This is a genomic window from Pseudomonas sp. KUIN-1, assembly GCF_009176725.1.
GTDB lineage: Bacteria > Pseudomonadota > Gammaproteobacteria > Pseudomonadales > Pseudomonadaceae > Aquipseudomonas > Aquipseudomonas fragariae.
Genome location: NZ_AP020337.1, coordinates 3,743,932 through 3,761,139, shown reverse-complemented (window position 1 = coordinate 3,761,139; position 17,208 = coordinate 3,743,932). Strand labels below are relative to the sequence as shown.

The 17,208-nt window shown below is 61.5% G+C and carries 15 protein-coding genes; 8 read left to right on the top strand and 7 right to left on the bottom strand.

Annotated features, from left to right (window positions below; all coding sequences use genetic code 11):
• Nucleotides 1-20 precede the first annotated feature (20 nt).
• Complete coding sequence (gene ligD / locus KUIN1_RS16630; RefSeq protein WP_116886926.1) at nucleotides 21-2,627, top strand: DNA ligase D; 2,607 nt, start codon at nucleotides 21-23, stop codon at nucleotides 2,625-2,627.
• A gap of 86 nt (nucleotides 2,628-2,713) precedes the next feature.
• Here ligD and pssA read toward each other — a convergent pair whose 3' ends face one another.
• Nucleotides 2,714-4,057, bottom strand: coding sequence for a CDP-diacylglycerol--serine O-phosphatidyltransferase (gene pssA / locus KUIN1_RS16625; protein WP_116886925.1), 1,344 nt, complete (start codon nucleotides 4,055-4,057; stop codon nucleotides 2,714-2,716).
• Between the two features lie 292 nt (nucleotides 4,058-4,349).
• Between pssA and KUIN1_RS16620 the strand changes: the two genes are divergently transcribed.
• A complete protein-coding gene (locus KUIN1_RS16620; RefSeq protein WP_116886924.1) occupies nucleotides 4,350-6,536 on the top strand; it encodes a TonB-dependent receptor in 2,187 nt (728 codons plus the stop codon).
• Between the two features lie 38 nt (nucleotides 6,537-6,574).
• Here KUIN1_RS16620 and KUIN1_RS16615 read toward each other — a convergent pair whose 3' ends face one another.
• Nucleotides 6,575-7,717 carry a glycerophosphodiester phosphodiesterase gene (locus KUIN1_RS16615; protein ID WP_060406680.1) on the bottom strand — a complete coding sequence of 381 codons (1,143 nt, stop codon included), beginning with the start codon at nucleotides 7,715-7,717 and terminating at the stop codon, nucleotides 6,575-6,577.
• A 270-nt stretch (nucleotides 7,718-7,987) separates the two neighbouring features.
• Here KUIN1_RS16615 and KUIN1_RS16610 point away from each other — a divergent pair, with 270 nt between their 5' ends.
• From KUIN1_RS16610 to KUIN1_RS16600, 3 genes are all read left to right on the top strand, one after another.
• Nucleotides 7,988-8,920 (top strand): 2-hydroxyacid dehydrogenase, encoded by a 933-nt coding sequence (locus KUIN1_RS16610; RefSeq protein ID WP_024652157.1) that lies wholly within the window; start codon nucleotides 7,988-7,990, stop codon nucleotides 8,918-8,920.
• 109 nt (nucleotides 8,921-9,029) lie between these two features.
• Nucleotides 9,030-9,752 (top strand): CTP synthase C-terminal region-related (seleno)protein, encoded by a 723-nt coding sequence (locus tag KUIN1_RS16605; protein WP_057457982.1) that lies wholly within the window; start codon nucleotides 9,030-9,032, stop codon nucleotides 9,750-9,752.
• On the top strand, nucleotides 9,749-10,075 hold the full coding sequence (locus KUIN1_RS16600; protein ID WP_024641827.1) for an antibiotic biosynthesis monooxygenase family protein: 327 nt from the start codon (nucleotides 9,749-9,751) through the stop codon (nucleotides 10,073-10,075). Before KUIN1_RS16605 ends, KUIN1_RS16600 begins: the two co-directional genes overlap by 4 nt.
• A 3-nt stretch (nucleotides 10,076-10,078) precedes the next feature.
• On the opposite strand, the gene KUIN1_RS16595 is transcribed toward KUIN1_RS16600, so the two are convergent.
• The 3 genes from KUIN1_RS16595 to KUIN1_RS16585 all read right to left on the bottom strand — a co-directional run bounded on the left by KUIN1_RS16595 (nucleotide 10,079) and on the right by KUIN1_RS16585 (nucleotide 13,132).
• Nucleotides 10,079-11,497, bottom strand: a complete 1,419-nt coding sequence (locus KUIN1_RS16595; RefSeq protein WP_003407630.1) for a short-chain fatty acid transporter — start codon at nucleotides 11,495-11,497, stop codon at nucleotides 10,079-10,081.
• A 234-nt stretch (nucleotides 11,498-11,731) separates the two neighbouring features.
• Nucleotides 11,732-12,388 (bottom strand): CoA transferase subunit B, encoded by a 657-nt coding sequence (locus KUIN1_RS16590; protein ID WP_003315741.1) that lies wholly within the window; start codon nucleotides 12,386-12,388, stop codon nucleotides 11,732-11,734.
• Between the two features lie 42 nt (nucleotides 12,389-12,430).
• On the bottom strand, nucleotides 12,431-13,132 hold the full coding sequence (locus tag KUIN1_RS16585) for a CoA transferase subunit A (protein ID WP_003407626.1): 702 nt from the start codon (nucleotides 13,130-13,132) through the stop codon (nucleotides 12,431-12,433).
• Between the two features lie 129 nt (nucleotides 13,133-13,261).
• Between KUIN1_RS16585 and KUIN1_RS16580 the strand changes: the two genes are divergently transcribed.
• The 3 genes from KUIN1_RS16580 (at nucleotide 13,262) to KUIN1_RS16570 (ending at nucleotide 15,256) form a co-directional block, all read left to right on the top strand.
• A complete protein-coding gene (locus KUIN1_RS16580; RefSeq protein ID WP_003407625.1) occupies nucleotides 13,262-14,152 on the top strand; it encodes a LysR family transcriptional regulator in 891 nt (296 codons plus the stop codon).
• Nucleotides 14,153-14,241: 89 nt separating this feature from the next.
• Nucleotides 14,242-14,523 (top strand): hypothetical protein, encoded by a 282-nt coding sequence (locus tag KUIN1_RS16575; protein ID WP_024652159.1) that lies wholly within the window; start codon nucleotides 14,242-14,244, stop codon nucleotides 14,521-14,523.
• Between the two features lie 124 nt (nucleotides 14,524-14,647).
• On the top strand, nucleotides 14,648-15,256 hold the full coding sequence (locus KUIN1_RS16570) for a LysE family translocator (RefSeq protein WP_011268298.1): 609 nt from the start codon (nucleotides 14,648-14,650) through the stop codon (nucleotides 15,254-15,256).
• Nucleotides 15,257-15,275: 19 nt separating this feature from the next.
• Here the strand turns inward: KUIN1_RS16570 and ssuE are convergent, their stop codons facing one another.
• Nucleotides 15,276-15,857, bottom strand: coding sequence for an NADPH-dependent FMN reductase (gene ssuE / locus KUIN1_RS16565; protein WP_011268297.1), 582 nt, complete (start codon nucleotides 15,855-15,857; stop codon nucleotides 15,276-15,278).
• A gap of 250 nt (nucleotides 15,858-16,107) precedes the next feature.
• Nucleotides 16,108-17,196: a polysaccharide biosynthesis/export family protein gene (locus tag KUIN1_RS16560; protein ID WP_024638410.1), complete on the bottom strand. Its 1,089-nt coding sequence runs from the start codon at nucleotides 17,194-17,196 to the stop codon at nucleotides 16,108-16,110.
• Nucleotides 17,197-17,208: the final 12 nt, after the last annotated feature.

Below are 17,208 nucleotides of genomic sequence, written 5' to 3'. Positions count from 1 at the left end.
GCCCTACGGAGTGACCGGTGATGGCCAAGCCCGCCAGTGAATACACCCGCAAGCGCAATTTCGATATCACCTCCGAGCCTGCGGAGAGCAAGCGTAAGGGCAAAGGCAAGTCGCAGCCTGGCGCGCTCGGTTTCGTGATCCAGAAGCATGACGCACGGAACCTGCACTACGACTTTCGACTGGAGCTGGAGGGCACGCTCAAGAGCTGGGCCGTGCCCAAAGGTCCGAGCCTGGACCCCACGCAAAAGCGTCTGGCAGTGCATGTCGAAGACCATCCGCTGGACTACGCCGGCTTCGAGGGCAGTATCCCGCAGGGTCAATACGGTGGCGGCGATGTGATTGTCTGGGACCGGGGTGTCTGGCAGCCGCACGGTGATCCGCAAAAGACCTACGAGGAAGGCAAACTCAAGTTCACCCTGGTCGGCGAGAAACTCAGCGGTGACTGGGCGCTGGTGCGTACCCGGCTCAAGGGCAGCGGCAGCAAGGAACAGTGGCTGCTGATCAAGGAAAAGGATGACGTCGCGCGACCTGCTGCCGAGTACGACATCACCCATGAGCAGCCGCAAAGCGTGATCAGTGGAGCTCATGTCGGCAAGCAACGCGGCACCTCGAAAAAGTCCGGGGCCAGCGCCGCAAGCAGCAAAGCCAAGGCCGCGACACCCGCCGCAGCAAAAGCGTCAACACCCGCTGCAAAGCCGGCGCGCAGGAAAGCGAAAGCGGCTTTTCCGGACGCGCTTTCGCCGCAACTGGCGACGCTGGTGGAGGCGCCGCCAGCCGGTGACTGGCTGTACGAGATCAAATTCGATGGCTACCGCATGCTGACTCGTATTCAGGGCGACGATGTGCGGCTGTTCACCCGCAACGGGCATGACTGGACCGAGCGGCTGCCGGAACTGGTCAAGGCGCTCAAGGGCATGAAGCTGCGCGACAGCTGGTTCGACGGCGAAGTGGTGGTTCTCGATGAGCAGGGGCTGCCCGACTTCCAGGGCCTGCAGAATGCCTTTGACGCGGGCAACAGCAAGGACATTCTGTATTACCTGTTCGACATGCCGTTTCTGAGCGCGGAGGACCTGCGTGAAGTGCCGCTCGAGCAGCGTCGGGATGCCTTGAAACAAGTTCTCGACGCACAGAAAAGTCGCCTGTTGCGTTACTCGGATGCCTTTCAGGCAGGCCATCAGGACATTGTCGCGAGTGCTGCGGCAATGGGCCTGGAAGGGGTGATCGGCAAGCGTGCCGGCAGTGCCTACGTCAGCAAGCGCAATGCCGACTGGATCAAGCTCAAATGTCGCTTGCGACAGGAATTCGTGGTCGTCGGCTATACGGCGCCGCAGGGCAGCCGATCGGCGTTCGGGGCCTTGTTGCTTGCGGTCAATGCCGGTGAGGACGGGTTGATCTATGCCGGGCGGGTCGGCACCGGGTTCACTGAAGTGAGCCTTGAGCAACTGCATAAACAGCTGAAGAAGTTGCAGCGCAAGGATTCACCGTTGGCCAAAAAGCTCTCCGCGTCCCAGGCGCGTGGCGTGCAGTGGGTGGCGCCGCAACTGGTCTGCGAAGCCGAGTTCGCCCAGTGGACCCGCGAAGGCATCGTGCGCCAGGCTGCCTTTGTCGGGCTGCGTAGCGACAAGCCCGCCAAGGACGTGGTACGTGAAGACGCTCAGCCTGCCAAAGTGGCCAGCCAGCCCCCAACCACAACGGCAGCGCCCAAGGCACGCAAAAAGGCCGCGCAGGGAAAAGTTGATGTGGCGGGCACCGGCATCAGTCATCCGGACCGCGTCATCGACAGCAAGTCCGGCACCAGCAAGATCGAACTGGCGCAGTTTTACCAGTCCATCGCCGACTGGATTCTGCCCTGCCTGAACAAGCGTCCCGTGGCTCTGCTGCGCTGTCCGGAGGGCATCGACGGTGAGCAGTTTTTCCAGAAGCATGCCGAGCATCTGGCGATCCCGCACATCAGGCAACTGGATCGTGCCCTGGACCCCGGGCATGCCGCGCTGATGGAAATAGATTCGGTGCCGGCACTGGTCGGTGCTGCACAAATGGGCGCCATCGAGCTGCATACCTGGGGCGCGACGCGTGACAGAATCGAAACGCCGGACCATTTCGTGCTGGACCTTGATCCCGATCCGGCACTGCCCTGGCGCAGCATGATCGAGGCCACGCAAATGGTGCTCGCCGTGCTGGAAGAACTGGGGCTGGAGGCTTTCCTCAAGACCAGCGGTGGCAAGGGCATGCACATCATTGTGCCGTTGGCGCGCCAGGCAGACTGGGACACGGTAAAGGCGTTCGCCAAGGCCATCGCCGAGTTTGCCAGCCGTCAGCTGCCGGAACGCTTCACCGCCACCATGGGGCCGAAAAACCGCGTCGGAAAAATCTTCATCGATTACCTGCGCAACAGCCGCGGCGGCAGCACCGTAACCGCCTACTCAGTACGCGCCCGGCCAGGGTTGCCGGTCTCGGTGCCGATCGCGCTGGATGAGCTGGCGGGTCTGAAGTCGTCGGCACAGTGGGACATCACCAATCTTGAGCAGCGTTTGAAGCGGCTCAAGGACGACCCGTGGGCCGGTTACAGCAACCGGCGCAAAATCACGCAGAAGATGTGGAAGCAACTGGGTGCGAAACGGCCTTGAGGCAAGGCCACTGTCCGGGTTTTGCAAGGGGATACGTGGGCCGGCACGCCTGATCATAGCTCGCATGCCGGCCGCACGTTGAGGGCTCAGAGAATCCGGTACAACAGTCGCTCGACCCGCACACGGCTGACACGCTTGAGGAACTTGCGCACGCCTTCGGGGTAGTTGGCCAGTGTGTCGAGCTCGTCATACTGGTTGACGCGCTGCGTGTTGCGCATCAAATGCGCGATTTCCGCTTCCCGTGGCTCGCTCCACTGGCCCTTCGGATCGTCGATCAGCAAGGCGTTTTCCAGGTCCAGATTGAAGGCGCGAGGGTTCAGGTTGTTGCCGGTCAGCAGGGTGTAGCGCTGGTCGACCCAGATGCCCTTGAGGTGGAAGGTGTTATCGCCGTGTTTCCACAGGTGCACATTGAGGCGATGCTGGGCGATTGCCTTCTGATGCTTGTGGGCAAAGCGCCGCAGGCTGATCTCATAGAGATAGGGCAGGGCCGAGATCACCTTGAACGGCTCATCCGGATCGATGAAGAAGTCGTTGGCGGTCTTGTCGCCAATGATGATGTCGACCTGCACGCCCCGCTTGAGCGCCCGATTGATTTCGCGAGTGACGGCCACCGGCAGGTTGAAGTATGGCGTGCAGATGGTCAGCTGAATCTTGCTCGACGCGATCAGATCGCAGATGGCGCGGTTGAGATTGTTGCGCGGGCCGACGCCAAGCAGCGGAATCACGCGCATGTCGCCGTTTTCCTTTTCGCCCGCCGAGGTGTCGTAGGCGGCGCGTTTCAGGTCGCCACGAAACGCGCGGATCTCGCTGCGCAAACTGCGTGAGCTGGGCGGCGATTGCAGATCGAGGCGGTGCACGGCCGGCGAGGAGAGTATTTCCCGCTGCACCAGATTCTGGAAAGCGTCGGCCAGTGCTGCGTTTTCGATCAGGTGATAACGGTCCAGACGGTATTTATCGAGCTTGTGCAGGTAGACGTTGTTGATGCTGGCGCCGCTGTAGATCACGCAGTCGTCGACCAAACTGCCCTTGAGGTGCAACACCCCGAACAGTTCGCGGGTCTGCACCGGCACGCCGTAAATCGGCACTTCTTGATCGTATTCGAGGTTCTGCGCCTGGTACCAGGTCGAGTTGCCGGGCTGGCGTCCGGCACCGATCAGGCCGCGTTGCGCGCGGAACCAGTCGACCAGCACCACCACATCCAGCTCCGGCCTCGCGGATTTGGCAGCGTACAGCGCGTCGAGAATCTCCTGGCCGGCTTCATCCTGTTGCAGGTACAGCGCGATGATGTAGATGCGCCGGGTGGCCGAAGCGATCTTTTCCAGCAGGCAGCGTCGATAGTCGGCGGCAGAAGGAACAATGGAGATTGCATCGCTCTGCAGGGCAAAACCGCGAAGTGATGCCAGGGTCGAGCGTCGGAAAGTGGACTGCATAGGCCTCTCGATGGGAAAACCAATAGCCTGTGAGCTTACACGACAGTCGCCCTCCTGTGGCTGTCGCCAACCTGTTTCAAGGCATTGCGGAACGCCACGGGTCGCCATTCGCGCTGATTTTTAACGCCGGGCGCGGGAACGACCCGCGTGGCGTTGCTCGCCTCTCACTTTTCATGCGTAAACAAATGATAAGCATTACCAGTAACATCTGATATCATTTCGCATCCACCCGATCGGTGATGTCCAGGACGGTTGCTTCCGATCTCGTTCAACTTGTCTGCAGGACCTATTGATGAACTCCCCATCGTTCCCGATGCGCCTCACGTTGCTCGCGTTTTGCTGTTCCATTGGATCTCCGGCCTGGGCCGCTGCAGAGGCTGCCGGTCGGCAGGACGGCCCTGTGGTGTTGGGCGAGACCGACATCAGTGCCGACAAGGCCGATCCTCACGCGCTACCGCCGGTTTATGCTGGCGGGCAGGTGGCGCGCGGCGGGCAACTGGGTGTTCTGGGTAATGCCGACATCATGGACGTGCCGTTCACCATGAGCAGTTACACCGAACAGTTGATCGAGGACCAACAGGCCGAAACCGTCGGCGACGTATTGCTCAATGATGCATCGGTGCGTCAGTCGAGTGGCTATGCCAACGCCTCGAGCATCTTCGTCATTCGCGGCCTCAAGCTGACCACCGACGATATTTCCTACAACGGTCTCTACGGCGTACTGCCGCGCCAGATCATATCGACCGATGCGCTGGAACGCGTTGAAGTGTTCAAGGGTCCCAACGCCTTCATCAACGGCGTGACCCCGACCGGCTCCGGGATTGGCGGCGGCGTGAACCTGCAGCCCAAGCGCGCGCAGGATACGCCGACGCGTCGTTTCACCACCGACATCAGCAGCGACGGTCGGGTCGGCGAGCATCTCGACCTGGGGCAGCGCTTTGGCGAAGGCAATCGCTTTGGCGCGCGTCTCAACCTGTCGCAGCGCGAAGGCGAGACCGGCGTCGAGGATGAAGAGCATCGCAGCAAGCTGTTCGCGCTGGGGCTTGATTACCGAGGTGACAACTTCCGTCTGTCCGGCGATTTTGCCTATCAGAAGCAGCGCATCAACCAGAGCCGCAATACGGTGTTTGTCGACAGCGCCCTGACCAGCGTGCCGCATGCTCCGGACTCGGATACCAATTACGCGCCGAACTGGACCTGGACCGAAACCGAAGACACCTTCGGCATGAGCCGCGCGGAGTACGACCTCAACGAAGACTGGACGCTGTATGCCGCAGTGGGCGCGAAGCACACTCGCGAGGTCGGCGTATATGGCTCGCCAACCGTCCACGATGCCGCAGGCAATACCACGGCCGCACCGTCCTTTATCCCGCATGATGAAGACAACAAGACGGCCATGGCCGGCATCAACGGCAAGCTGCAGACCGGCGCGGTCAGTCACAAGCTCAATTTCGGGCTGTCGGGCATCTGGACCGAACAGCGCAGTGCGTATCTGTTCGGCGGCACCTCCAGCAACAACCTTTACGAGCCTGTCTCCCAAGAGCGCCCGGCACTCGACAGTTTCACCGCAGGCGATCTGAACGATCCCGGCATTGTCGGCAAGAGCCGTATGCGCAGTGCGGCGTTCTCCGACACGCTGGGCTTTTTCGATGATCGCCTGTTGCTGACCGCAGGCCTGCGTCGCCAGCAACTGCGCGTTCAGGGGTATGAATACGGCAGCGGCCCGCGCAATGCGCTGTACGACGAAGCGATCACCACGCCGGTCTACGGGGTGGTATTCAAGCCCTGGCACTATGTGTCGTTCTACGCCAACCGCATCGAGGGCCTGGCCCAGGGGCCGACGGCTCCCGACACGGTGACCATCAACCCCGGTGAGGTCTTTGCGCCGGCGCGTTCGAAACAGGTGGAAGCGGGCGTCAAGCTGGACATGGGCACGTTCGGCGCGAGCCTGGGCGTGTACCGTATCGAGCAACCGTCTGACGGCTACCAGGTTCTGGAAGGCACCGGGTCGCGTTATGTCCGTGATGGTCAGCAGCGCAACCGCGGCGTGGAGATGAACGTCTTTGGCCAGCCTGTCAGCGGCCTGCGTCTACTGGCCGGCCTGACCCTGATGGACACCGAGGTGAGCGGTACCGACGGCGGCAGCAACGACGGCAATCGGGCCGTGGGTGTGCCGACCTTCCAGTTCAACGCCGGTGCCGATTGGGATATTCCGGGGATCGAAGGCGCGGCCATCAATGCGCGCATGCTGCGCACCGGTGGGCAATATGTCGATGCTGCCAACAACCTGAGCATCCCGACCTGGAACCGCTTCGACCTGGGCGCACGCTATACCTTCAACGTCGCACAGAAGGACGTGACCCTGCGTGCCAACGTCGAGAACCTGATGAACAAGGATTATTGGGCATCAGCCAATGGCGGTTACCTGACTCAGGGCGAGCCGCGTACCCTCAAGCTGTCGGGCACTGTCGACTTCTGATTGACTGGCCGCATCGCAGGATGCGGCCAGCCGCTGAATCAGTAACCGTTGCGCTTCAGAATCGTTTCAATGCTTTCTTTCGCTGGCCGCCCGTAGAACTTCAACAGTTCGGCGGTGCGGTTGGTGAAGAAGCCGTCCGCGCCATCATGGCTGATCCGCTTGAAGTCCTCTGCGTCGTCCACCGTGTACGGATGGATCACCATGCCTTTCTCGTGGGTCAGGTTGTTCATCCAGGGTTTGACCAGGTCCATGTAGCTCTGGTCGCCACCCTTGGCCAGTTGCGACGAAGGGCCGGTGCCGATGGCGCCGTGGGCCTTGGCCCAGTCAATCCACTGCTCGAACTCCTGCGGTGATTTGACTTCCTGGGTCGCGTAATAGCTGGCCTTGTCCTTGGCCCCCGAGTCCTTGAACGCGACGCTGGATTTGGGCTCTATCGAGCCTTCGCCAATCCACAGCAGCATGACCTTGGGCACTTTCGGCATTTCTTTCTGCAGCAGTTCCAGGCTTTGCTTCTCGAACGTCTGCAGGACCACGCGTCCTGGCATGTGCGCAACGTTGACATGGCCGGCCGCTGCCGCAGGCCGCTGTTCGAGCCAGCCGCGTTTGGCCAGCAGTTTTTTCAGGTCGGCTTCGACACCTGGAAACTTGTTCGGCACCTTGGTCTCGATGTACAGCCCCGGCTTGTTGGCGCCGCCCTCGGCGATATCGATGACCTCATCCAGCGTCAGGATCTGCAAGCCGTTGTAACTGTCGCGGGCCCTGTCCGGGTAAGCCTTGTTGAACCACGAACCGGCGTCCAGTTGCTTGAGCTCCGCCAGGGTGAAGGTGCTGACCGGGTCTTTCACCCGTGTTGGGAACACGTCAGCGATGTTGGTGGTGCGTTCCAGCACGTCATCGTGCAGCGCTATCAGCACGCCGTCCTTGGTTCGCTGGATGTCCATTTCCAGGTAGTCCGCGCCCAAGTCGCGCGCCAGGGTGTAGGCCGGAATGGTTTCTTCCGGTGCGTCGAACGAAGCACCGCGATGGGCGATCACGGCTGGCCAGGGCAGGCCGTATTTCTCGCTCAGCACCTTGCCTGGGGCGTCCGCCGCCGCTGCCATGCCTGACGACAGCATCAGGCCCGACATGACAGCCGCAGCCAATAGGGTCTTTTTCAACAGGGTGGTGGGAAATCCTTGCATGGGCGGGTGTTTCCTTGTTTTTTGAGAAAGCCTGTTTTATGAACAGCGTGCGCGCCAGCCCGAGCCGCTGGTCGCGTCACTGCACGCAACGATAGCGCACCTGGGTGATTGCCGGGTCAGCTTGCTCATGAGTCTGTCCGGCAAATGCGTCCACTTTATGAACGCCCGGCGTATTCGGGAAGGCTTTTTTCAGTTCCGGCGTCAGCGACGCTGCACAAGCGCGTCGAGTCGCGTTAAGGTCAGCGTTTTGCTGATCGAACGGGAGCGCGCATGACAACGGTATTGGTGCTGGTGGAAAACCTGGACACGTATTTGCCGATTCTTGAAAGCAGCGGTTTTCAGTTGATTCGCGCCCCGACGGCCGAACTGCGCGCCGCGGCGATTGCCACGCACGGGCAGCGCATCAGCGCGGTGGTGACACGCGGGCCGCTGGGATTTTTCGCCGAGGAAATGGATGCACTGCCGCAGCTGCGCATCATTTGCGTAAGCGGCGCCGGTTACGAGAAGGTCGATCTGCCTGCCGCGCAGGCGCGGGGCATCGTCGTCACCAATGGTGCAGGCGTCAACGCCGCCACGGTGGCCGATCATACGCTGGCGTTGCTGCTGTCTTTGGTGCGCGACATTCCGCAGGCCGATGCCTCGGTGCGCCGCAGCGAATGGCGCAAGGTGGTACGCCCGTCACTGGCAGGCAAGCGTCTGGGGATCGTCGGTCTGGGAGCGGTAGGGCTGGCGATTGCCAGGCGTGCAGCCGCTTTCGATATCGTCATCGGTTACCACAACCGCAAGCCGCGCAGCGACTGCGATTACACCTGGCATGCGACGGCGCAGGCACTGGCGGCCGCGTCGGATTTTCTGGTCATCGCCACGCCCGGTGGCAGCGGCACGCAGCACCTGATCGACGCCCGGGTGCTTGAAGCACTGGGCCCTGAGGGGTTTCTGGTCAACATTGCCCGCGCCAGCGTGGTGGACACCCAGGCGTTGGTCAGTGCACTGCAGCATGAGCAGATTGCCGGTGCTGCGCTGGACGTGTTCGACGATGAACCGACGGTGCCGGATGTATTCAAGACCCTCGGCAATGTGGTGCTGACACCGCACGTGGCAGGTCTGTCTCCCGAGGCTTCGAGAGACAGTGTGCAGAGGGTCAACGATAACCTGCTGGCGTTTTTCGCCGGGCAACCGGTGCTGACGCCTGTGACTGAATGAGCAACCGTGCACAGTTGCACGCGAGGCGTTGCTGTAACGCCCATTCTGCTGGTTTTGCTGCCTGTTTATAGTCCGCCCGGGCTGTACGACATCAAACAGGGAGCAGGGCATGGGCAAAGCAGATAACACACGCAACGGGATACGGATTGGTCTGGTCGGGGACTTCAGTGCGGATGTCCCCGCGCATCAGGCCATTCCGTTGGCCTTGCACAGGGCGGCGGCGGAGGTGCAGGTAGCGGTTGATATCGAATGGCTGCCGACCCCGCAGATCGGCAGCGGTGCGCACCTCGCGGAGTTCGACGGCCTGTGGTGCGTCCCGGCCAGCCCTTATCGGGACATGCAGGGCGCGCTGACCGCCATCCGTTTCGCTCGCGAGCATCGGGTGCCGTTTCTGGGGACTTGCGGGGGCTTTCAGCACGCGTTGCTCGAGTACGCCCGCAACCGGCTGGGATGGACAGACGCCGAGCATGGCGAAACTGCGCCGCACGCGGCAAACGTGATTATCGAGCCACTCAGTTGCTCGCTGGTTGAATCGGTGGCAGCGATCCAGTTGCACCCCGACACGCTGATTGCCCACGCCTATGGCAGGCTCGACATCGACGAGCGCTACCACTGTCGCTACGGCCTGCGCCGCGAGCTGGAGTCGGCGCTGTTCGGCGAGCACCTGAAGGTCAGTGGGCGCGGTCCCGAGGGCGAAGTGCGCTGTATGGAATTGCAGGGGCACCCGTTCTACGTCGCCACACTGTTCCAGCCCGAGCGCGCTGCGTTGCAGGGCCAGACGCCGCCTGTGGTGGCCGCGTTCGTCCGCGCCTGCATGAGCAACCCGGCATGATGGCCGCCCGGTTTGCCACGCCTTACTTCGCCGTGGTGTTTACCTCGCTGCGTACGCCTGACGATGATCAGGCGTATGCAGAGGCGGCGCAGCGCATGGTCAGCCTGGCCCGACAACAGCCCGGCTTTCTGGGCGTGGAGTCGGCGCGCGGTGACGACGGCCTGGGCATCACCGTGTCCTACTGGAGCGATGAGGCCGCGATTCTCGCCTGGAAACAGCAAGCCGATCATGCCCAGGTCCGCGAGCAGGGACGTGCGCACTGGTATCAGGCGTTTACCACGCGAATCTGCCGGGTCGAGCGTGACTACGCGTTCGACGTCTAGGTATCAGGGCATTACCGGTGGCACATAGGCCAGCGTGGTGCCCAGTGCCCAGAGCAGAAACAGCACCAGCGGCGTGTGCACCAGCAGCTGCACGAACGAGAAGCCGATCAGGTCACGCGCCTTCAGGCCCAGCACACCCAGCAGCGGCAGCATGTAGAACGGGTTTATCAGGTTGGGCAAGGCTTCGGCTGCATTGTAGATCTGTACTGCCCAGCCGAGGTGGTACTGCAGGTCGTTGGCGACCTGCATCACGTAGGGCGCTTCGATAATCCACTTGCCGCCGCCTGACGGAATGAAAAAGCCCAATATGGCTGAATAGACCCCCATCAGAATCGCGTAAGTATCGTGGGAAGCAATGCTGGTGAAGAACGTCGAGATGTAATGCGCCAGGGTTTGCGCATCGCCGCCCTTGACCGTGGTCAGTAGCGCGGCGATCGAACCGTACAGAGGGAATTGAATCAGCACGCCGGTGGTGGTGGGCACCGCCCGCGCGACGGCGTCGAGAAAACTGCGCGGCCGCCAGTGCAGCAGGGCACCGAGCATGATGAACAGGAAGTTGTAGGTATTGAGCCCGGAAATCGCTGTGATCACCGGTTTGCTCGAAAACTCGTTGAACAGCCAGCCAACCCCCAGCAGCACCATGAGGATGATCAGCAGCGGGCTGTATTCCAGCCATTCCCCGGGCCGTGTGCGGGGCGGCAGCGGCGGCAGGTTGAAGGCCGGGTCGACACCGCAGGCCTTGGCGTCGCGGGCGCTGTTCGGGCCGGGCGCGGTGGCGTAGGCAACGATCAGTGAGATGACCACCAGCGCGGCGAGCATGACCCCGGATTGCCAGAGAAAGATGGTTTCGGTGAACGGGATCACCCCGGTAATCGCCAGGATCGACGGCGGCAGACTGGCCGGGTTGGCCTGCAATTGCGCGGCCGAAGACGACAGCCCCAGCGCCCAGACCGCGCCCAGGCCCAGATAGGCCGCGGCGCCAGCTGCACGGTAATCCATGCGCAGGTCAGTGCGGCGGGCGAGGGCGCGCACCAGTAGGCCGCCGAACACCAGCGACAGGCCCCAGTTGAGCAGCGAAGCGAGCATGGAAATCAGCGCCACCCAGGCCACCGCCGAACGGCCGTTGCGCGGTACCCGGGCCAGGCGGTCGATCAGGCGTACCGCAGGCGGTGAGCTGGCGACTACGTAACCGCCGATGACCACGAAGGCCATTTGCATGGTGAACGGAATCAGGCTCCAGAACCCGTCACCGAACGCCTTGGCGGCCTCGACCGGACGCGCGCCGATGGCCAGCGTCGCCAGCGTGACGATGACCACCGCCAGTGCGGCAAATACCCATGAATCGGGAAACCAGCGTTCAGCCCACGCAGCACAGCGCAAGGCAAATCGGGCGGAGCGGCTTTCTTCTATGTTGGCGGCCATCAGGGGCACCTCTTTTTGTAATTATTATCGGGGAGTGACTTCAACAGCCGACTATTGCGGACGCAGAGCGCCCAGAACGGCGTTACCACGCTGGAGCGTGGGAACGATGGTGGCTGGCCATGAGTATCGTTCCCATGCTCCGCGTGGGAATGCAGTTCGTGACGCTCCGCGTCACACCGTTACGCAGGCCACACGGGCGTGTGGCAGCGAGAGACGCATCAAGGATGTCCGCACTCAGAAGCTCATCTCGATCACGTCATCCGGCACGATCAGCTTGCCTGCGGTTTTGGCCACGATTTCTTCCACGCTGACCCCCGGCGCGCGTTCGCGGAGGATGAACGCGCCGTTTTCGATTTCCAGGTAGGCCAGATCAGTCAGCACCTTGCGGATGCAGCCTGCGCCGGTCAGTGGCAGGCTGCAACGGGTGAGCAGCTTGGATTCGCCGTCCTTCGACGCATGGGTCATGGTGACGATGATATTGTCGGCACCCGCCACCAGGTCCATCGCGCCACCCATGCCCTTGATCAGCTTGCCGGGGATCATCCACGAAGCGATGTTGCCCTCTATATCCACCTCGAAGGCGCCGAGCACTGTCAGGTCGACATGGCCGCCGCGGATCATGGCAAAGGATTCGGCCGACGAGAAAATGGAGGCGCCGATGCGCGCGGTGACCGTCTGCTTGCCGGCATTGATCATGTCCGCGTCGATGGTGTCTTCGGTCGGGAAGGCGCCCATGCCCAGCAGGCCGTTTTCCGACTGGAGCATGACGTCGATGTCATCGGGTACATAGTTGGCCACCAGGGTCGGAATGCCGATGCCAAGGTTCACGTAATAACCGTCCTTGAGTTCACGGGCGACGCGTTGAGCCATTTGTTCGCGGGAAAGTGCCATCGTCTGAAGCCTCTTTATTGTTGTAGGGCCAAGGCTGCGCTATCAGGATTTTCTGACGGTGCGCTGTTCGATGCGTTTTTCGAAAGTGCCCTGTATGACCCGGTCGACGTAGATGCCGGGGGTGTGGATCTGGGTCGGCAGCAGCACGCCGGGTTCGACGATTTCCTCGACCTCGACCACGGTGATCCGTCCGGCGGTGGCCACCACCGGGTTGAAGTTCTGTGCGGTATGACGATAGATGACGTTGCCGAAGTGGTCGGCTTTCCAGCCCTTGATCAGGGCGAAGTCACCGGTGATGGCTTCTTCCAGAATCACGTTGCGGCCGTTGAACTGGCGGGTTTCCTTGCCTTCGGCGACCGGCGTTCCGTAACCGGTGGCGGTATAGAACGCCGGAATGCCCGCGCCGCCGGCGCGCAGTTTCTCCGCCAGAGTGCCTTGTGGCGTGAGTTCGACTTCCAGCTCGCCGCTGAGCAACTGCTTTTCGAACAAGGCATTCTCGCCGACGTAGGACGAAATCATTTTCCGGATCTGCCGGTCTTCAAGCAGGATACCGAGTCCGAAGCCGTCAACGCCGCAGTTGTTGGAGACCACGGTCAGGCCCTTGATGCCCATGCGCCTGATCTGCGCGATGAGGTTTTCCGGGATGCCGCACAGGCCGAAGCCGCCGCAGAGTACCGTCATGTCGTCGGTCAGCCCGGCGAGGGCTTCTTCGTAGGTCGCTACTCGTTTATCGAGTCCAGCCATGATGATCCGCCTTTTATAGTTGTTGACCGACAGTCGCGCTGCCGGAGGATCGGGTGACCTGCATCTTCTCTCGGTGCGACTGATTTGTTAATTTTGTTTTTCTGATCAATTCATAAGAAAAGCAAATATATGAACGTCAAGCAGCTTCGTGCTTTTCTGGCCGTCGCGCAGTACCTGAGCTTCGCTCAGGCCGGCGAGCGACTCAACGTGTCGCAACCGGCCTTGAGCCTGACGATCAAGAGCCTTGAGGAGGACCTCGGCGGACAGTTGTTGACGCGCACCACGCGCAACGTCGGTCTGACGCCCGAGGGCGAAACCCTGTTGCCGCTGGCGCGCCAGTTGCTGGCCGACTGGGACAACACCGAAGAACTGCTGCGCCAGCGTTTTACGTTGCAAATGGGCAGGGTGTCGGTGGCCGCCATGCCGTCGTTTGCCGGCAATCTGCTGCCCGCGGCCTTGAAGGTGTTTCGCGGGCGCTACCCGCGCGTCAATGTGGCGGTGCATGACGTGATCAATGAGCAAGTGCTGGAAATGGTTCGCCATCGCCGTGTCGAACTGGGTATCGGCTTTGAGCCCGAGTCGAACAGTGCCCTGTCGTTCACCCCGTTCTATATGGACCGCTTCGTCGCCGTGGTGCCCCGGGAGTCGCCGCTGGCCGAGCGGCGTGAGGTTACCTGGGCAGAACTGCTGCGTGAAGATTTCATCGCCCTGCAACGCCCGTCGGCAGTGCGTTTGCTGCTGGAACAGGCCATCGAGCCGCGCCACGGCAAGCTGGCGGTCGCGTTCGAGAGCCATCAGTTGTCGACCATCGGGCGCATGGTTGCCAATGGCCTGGGCGTCAGCGCGGTGCCGTCACTGTGCATCGGGCAGATGCAGGAACTGGGGGCCTGCTGCGTGGCGCTGGTGGAGCCGCTTATCGAGCGGCGTATCGGCCTGATGATGCTCGCCGATCACAAGCTTTCAACTGCGGCTCAGGCGTTGCGCGAGGTGTTGATCGAGAATGCTCGCAACAGTCGATAGCGACTATCACGGCGGATGATTTTTGCTGTGTCAGGGGCAGGCGTAACCTTGCTTCATTCCTGAAATGAAGCCCCCACCGGAGGCCCCCGATGAACCGTATGCTTGCCCTTGCGCTTGTCCTGACATTCACTGTTGCGCTGGTTTCCGGCTGCTCCACTCACCATGCTGTCGAGCAGCGGCCGTTCAGCGCTGAAGAAAGCCATCAGTTGGCCCTTGAAGACCTCAACCGTCGCGGCCTGTCATTTGATGAGTACCAGGCGCGCAAGGCGCAATTGATGGCAGATCCGCAGATCCAGCAGGCGCGGGACTTCGATGAAAAAGGCGAAACGAGCGTCGATCTGGGTGTCACCGGTCAGCAGCCACAAGGTTAACAGTCTGCTCGAAAAGGGTTTTACGTAAAAACTGTACTGCTGTAATTGGCCGTCAACTGTCCGTGTGTTTCCTGCACCGCCTTCGATAGGGTGAGTACCTGACTCACTGATCCGGACAGGCAGCATGGTTCTCTCTTTCGATTTGCTTCTGGCATTCACACTCTTCGCGTTCGTCACCTCCATTACTCCCGGCCCCAACAACATGATGCTGCTGGCCTCGGGCGTGAATTTCGGTTTCAGTCGCACCCTGCCGCACATGCTGGGTATCAGTGTCGGTTTTTTCGTTCTGGTGCTGGCCGTCGGCTTCGGTCTGGGCAGTGTGTTCAAGGCCTGGCCGGTTCTCTATACGATCCTGCGCTACGTGGGCGCTGCCTATCTGCTGTACCTGGCCTGGAAAATCGCCACCTCGGGGCCGGCCTCCGATAGCCTCGACAGCGAGGGCAAGCCGCTGAGTTTCATGAGCGCCGCGCTCTTTCAATGGGTCAATCCCAAGGCCTGGATCATGGCGATCGGCGCGATCAGCACGTACACCCCCATGCAGGGCTACTTCTACAACGTGGTGGTGATTTCGGCAGTGTTTGCGCTGATCAACCTGCCCAGCGTGGGCGTCTGGGCAGGCTTTGGCAGTTTGCTGCGCAATGTGCTGCGCGATCCGCTCGGGTTACGTATTTTCAACGGCGTCATGGCAGCGCTGTTGGTGGCCTCGCTGTATCCGTTGTTTATCGAACATTGATTCCGGGGATATTCCGGGGCTACAACGCCAGCTGCAAATGTCCGCCAGCCTGCTTGTGACGCGCCTGCAAGCGGCGTTGCAGGCCGTGATGGAAATGCTCCAGCCCTTCATGCAGGCGCTCGGTGAGAATTTCGTCCAGCGTACCGCCTAGTTCGTTGTCGTCGTAGCTGACCTGGGTATCGATAGCGAAGATGCCGTGCAGCACTTCCTGCGACTTGAGCGCCGACAGCACCGGTTTGAGCGCGTAATCCACGGCCAGCATGTGCGCGATACTGCCGCCGGTGGCCAGCGGCAAGACCACTTTGCCATGCAGCGCGCGCTCTGGCAGCAAGTCGAGCAAGGTTTTCAGCGCGCCGGAAAATGACGCCTTGTACACCGGCGTACCAATCAGCAGGCCATCGGCCTGGCTGACCGCTTCGATCAATTCCAGCACCTGCGGGCTGTCGAAACGGGCGAAAAGCAGGTCCTCTGCATTGAAGTCGCGTATGCGCAATGTGGTAACTTCAACGCCGTGACTCTGCAGCCAGCGGCCGGCGTGGGCCAGTACAACGCCGGAACGGGATTTGGGGGAGGGACTGCCTGAAAGTGAAACGACGCGCATATGGGATGTCCTTGCGATAAGCGTAAATGTGCAAAGCAGCTTATGTGCCAGCCTTCTTGTGTGTCTGGCTATGGCCCGCAGCCGTTGGGCCTGCGTCTGTTGCATGCCGCAGGAGAGGGTTCGCCGCGCTGATGCAAAAGCCGTCAACTGTTGAACAGCTGTTGCTCTGGCAACAGTCTGACGCGGTGCGACGGGCAAAAAAAATCCCTGCACAACTGCGTGCAGGGAGATCGGCGAATGGCCGCCCGGGTCAGTTGCGAAAGGCCGCACCGGTCTGTATCACACTGGCCGAGCCGAGCAGCTGGCTGATGAAGCGGCTCCAGCGGGTGATATCGGCAGGGCCGACGAACACCACATCCTGTGCCTTGAGCTCGAACTGCCCCGCCAGCAGGTAGGCGGTGGGCTTTTTGGCATTGAGGTGGTAAACGGTGGAGGGCGCCTGGGCGAAGTTTTCCGCACCACGTATGACGTACACCGCATCGCCGTCTGCGCTGTCCGGGCTGAGGCCGCCGGAGTTTCCCAACGCCTCGAGCAGGGTCAGGCGCGTGGTGCCGAACGAGATCACCTGGGGGTTACGGACCTCGCCCAGCACGTAGATCTTGTTTCGCGAGTTGCTGTTGAGGTGCAGGTAATCGCCGTCCTTCAGGAAGATCCGGCTCAGTTGCGAATCGCGGCGATTCAGCGAGTCGATGTCGATCAGGTAGTCCTTGCCCTCGCGGCGCAGGGTCAGCCCGGCCAGGTTGGCATCGGTCAGGTCGACACCGGCGACACTCACCGCCTGCACCAGGCTCAACGGAATATTGGTAATCGGTTGCGGGCCGGGAACCTTGAAAGAGCCGGACAGCAGTATTCGCTGGCTGTTGTAGCGCAGCACTTTGACGTCGACCTTGACCTCGGTGTATTGCGGCGCCAGGCCCATGCGTAACTGCTCACGAACCTCGCTGACCGTTCTGCCACTCGCGCGGATTCTGCCTACATAGGGGAAGTAGAGCGTGCCGTCATTGAGCACTTCCCGGGTGTTGGCATCCAGCTGGTCCTGTGAGCCCGGCGCGGTCAGTTCGGGGTGTTCGAACACGGTGACCAGCAAGGTATCGCCAGCACCGATCACGTATTCCGGAGTCCTGTAGTCGAGCAGCACCTGCGGCAGGGCTTTGGCCTCGGCGGTGGCGCGCAATTGCTGTTGCTGCAGGGTTTTCGGGGTGACCTCGATCAACTGTGCCCGGGGTTCGTCCGGCGTGTCGAGGGTGACGTCATCCGGCGTCATATGTTGCCCCGGCGCGAATGCACAGCCTTGCAGCGCCAGGCTGACCAGCAGTAACGCAGTAATGCTTCGATTCATGACGTTTTTCCT

Coding starts and splice junctions, on each gene's coding strand:
- KUIN1_RS16585 (WP_003407626.1), bottom strand. CDS start 13,132: ATGGCTGGACTCGATAAACGAGTAGCGACCTACGAAGAAGCCCTCGCC.
- KUIN1_RS16580 (WP_003407625.1), top strand. CDS start 13,262: ATGAACGTCAAGCAGCTTCGTGCTTTTCTGGCCGTCGCGCAGTACCTG.
- ssuE (WP_011268297.1), bottom strand. CDS start 15,857: ATGCGCGTCGTTTCACTTTCAGGCAGTCCCTCCCCCAAATCCCGTTCC.
- KUIN1_RS16605 (WP_057457982.1), top strand. CDS start 9,030: ATGGGCAAAGCAGATAACACACGCAACGGGATACGGATTGGTCTGGTC.
- KUIN1_RS16560 (WP_024638410.1), bottom strand. CDS start 17,196: ATGAATCGAAGCATTACTGCGTTACTGCTGGTCAGCCTGGCGCTGCAA.
- KUIN1_RS16575 (WP_024652159.1), top strand. CDS start 14,242: ATGAACCGTATGCTTGCCCTTGCGCTTGTCCTGACATTCACTGTTGCG.
- KUIN1_RS16620 (WP_116886924.1), top strand. CDS start 4,350: ATGAACTCCCCATCGTTCCCGATGCGCCTCACGTTGCTCGCGTTTTGC.
- ligD (WP_116886926.1), top strand. CDS start 21: ATGGCCAAGCCCGCCAGTGAATACACCCGCAAGCGCAATTTCGATATC.
- KUIN1_RS16610 (WP_024652157.1), top strand. CDS start 7,988: ATGACAACGGTATTGGTGCTGGTGGAAAACCTGGACACGTATTTGCCG.
- pssA (WP_116886925.1), bottom strand. CDS start 4,057: ATGCAGTCCACTTTCCGACGCTCGACCCTGGCATCACTTCGCGGTTTT.
- KUIN1_RS16590 (WP_003315741.1), bottom strand. CDS start 12,388: ATGGCACTTTCCCGCGAACAAATGGCTCAACGCGTCGCCCGTGAACTC.
- KUIN1_RS16600 (WP_024641827.1), top strand. CDS start 9,749: ATGATGGCCGCCCGGTTTGCCACGCCTTACTTCGCCGTGGTGTTTACC.
- KUIN1_RS16615 (WP_060406680.1), bottom strand. CDS start 7,717: ATGCAAGGATTTCCCACCACCCTGTTGAAAAAGACCCTATTGGCTGCG.
- KUIN1_RS16570 (WP_011268298.1), top strand. CDS start 14,648: ATGGTTCTCTCTTTCGATTTGCTTCTGGCATTCACACTCTTCGCGTTC.
- KUIN1_RS16595 (WP_003407630.1), bottom strand. CDS start 11,497: ATGGCCGCCAACATAGAAGAAAGCCGCTCCGCCCGATTTGCCTTGCGC.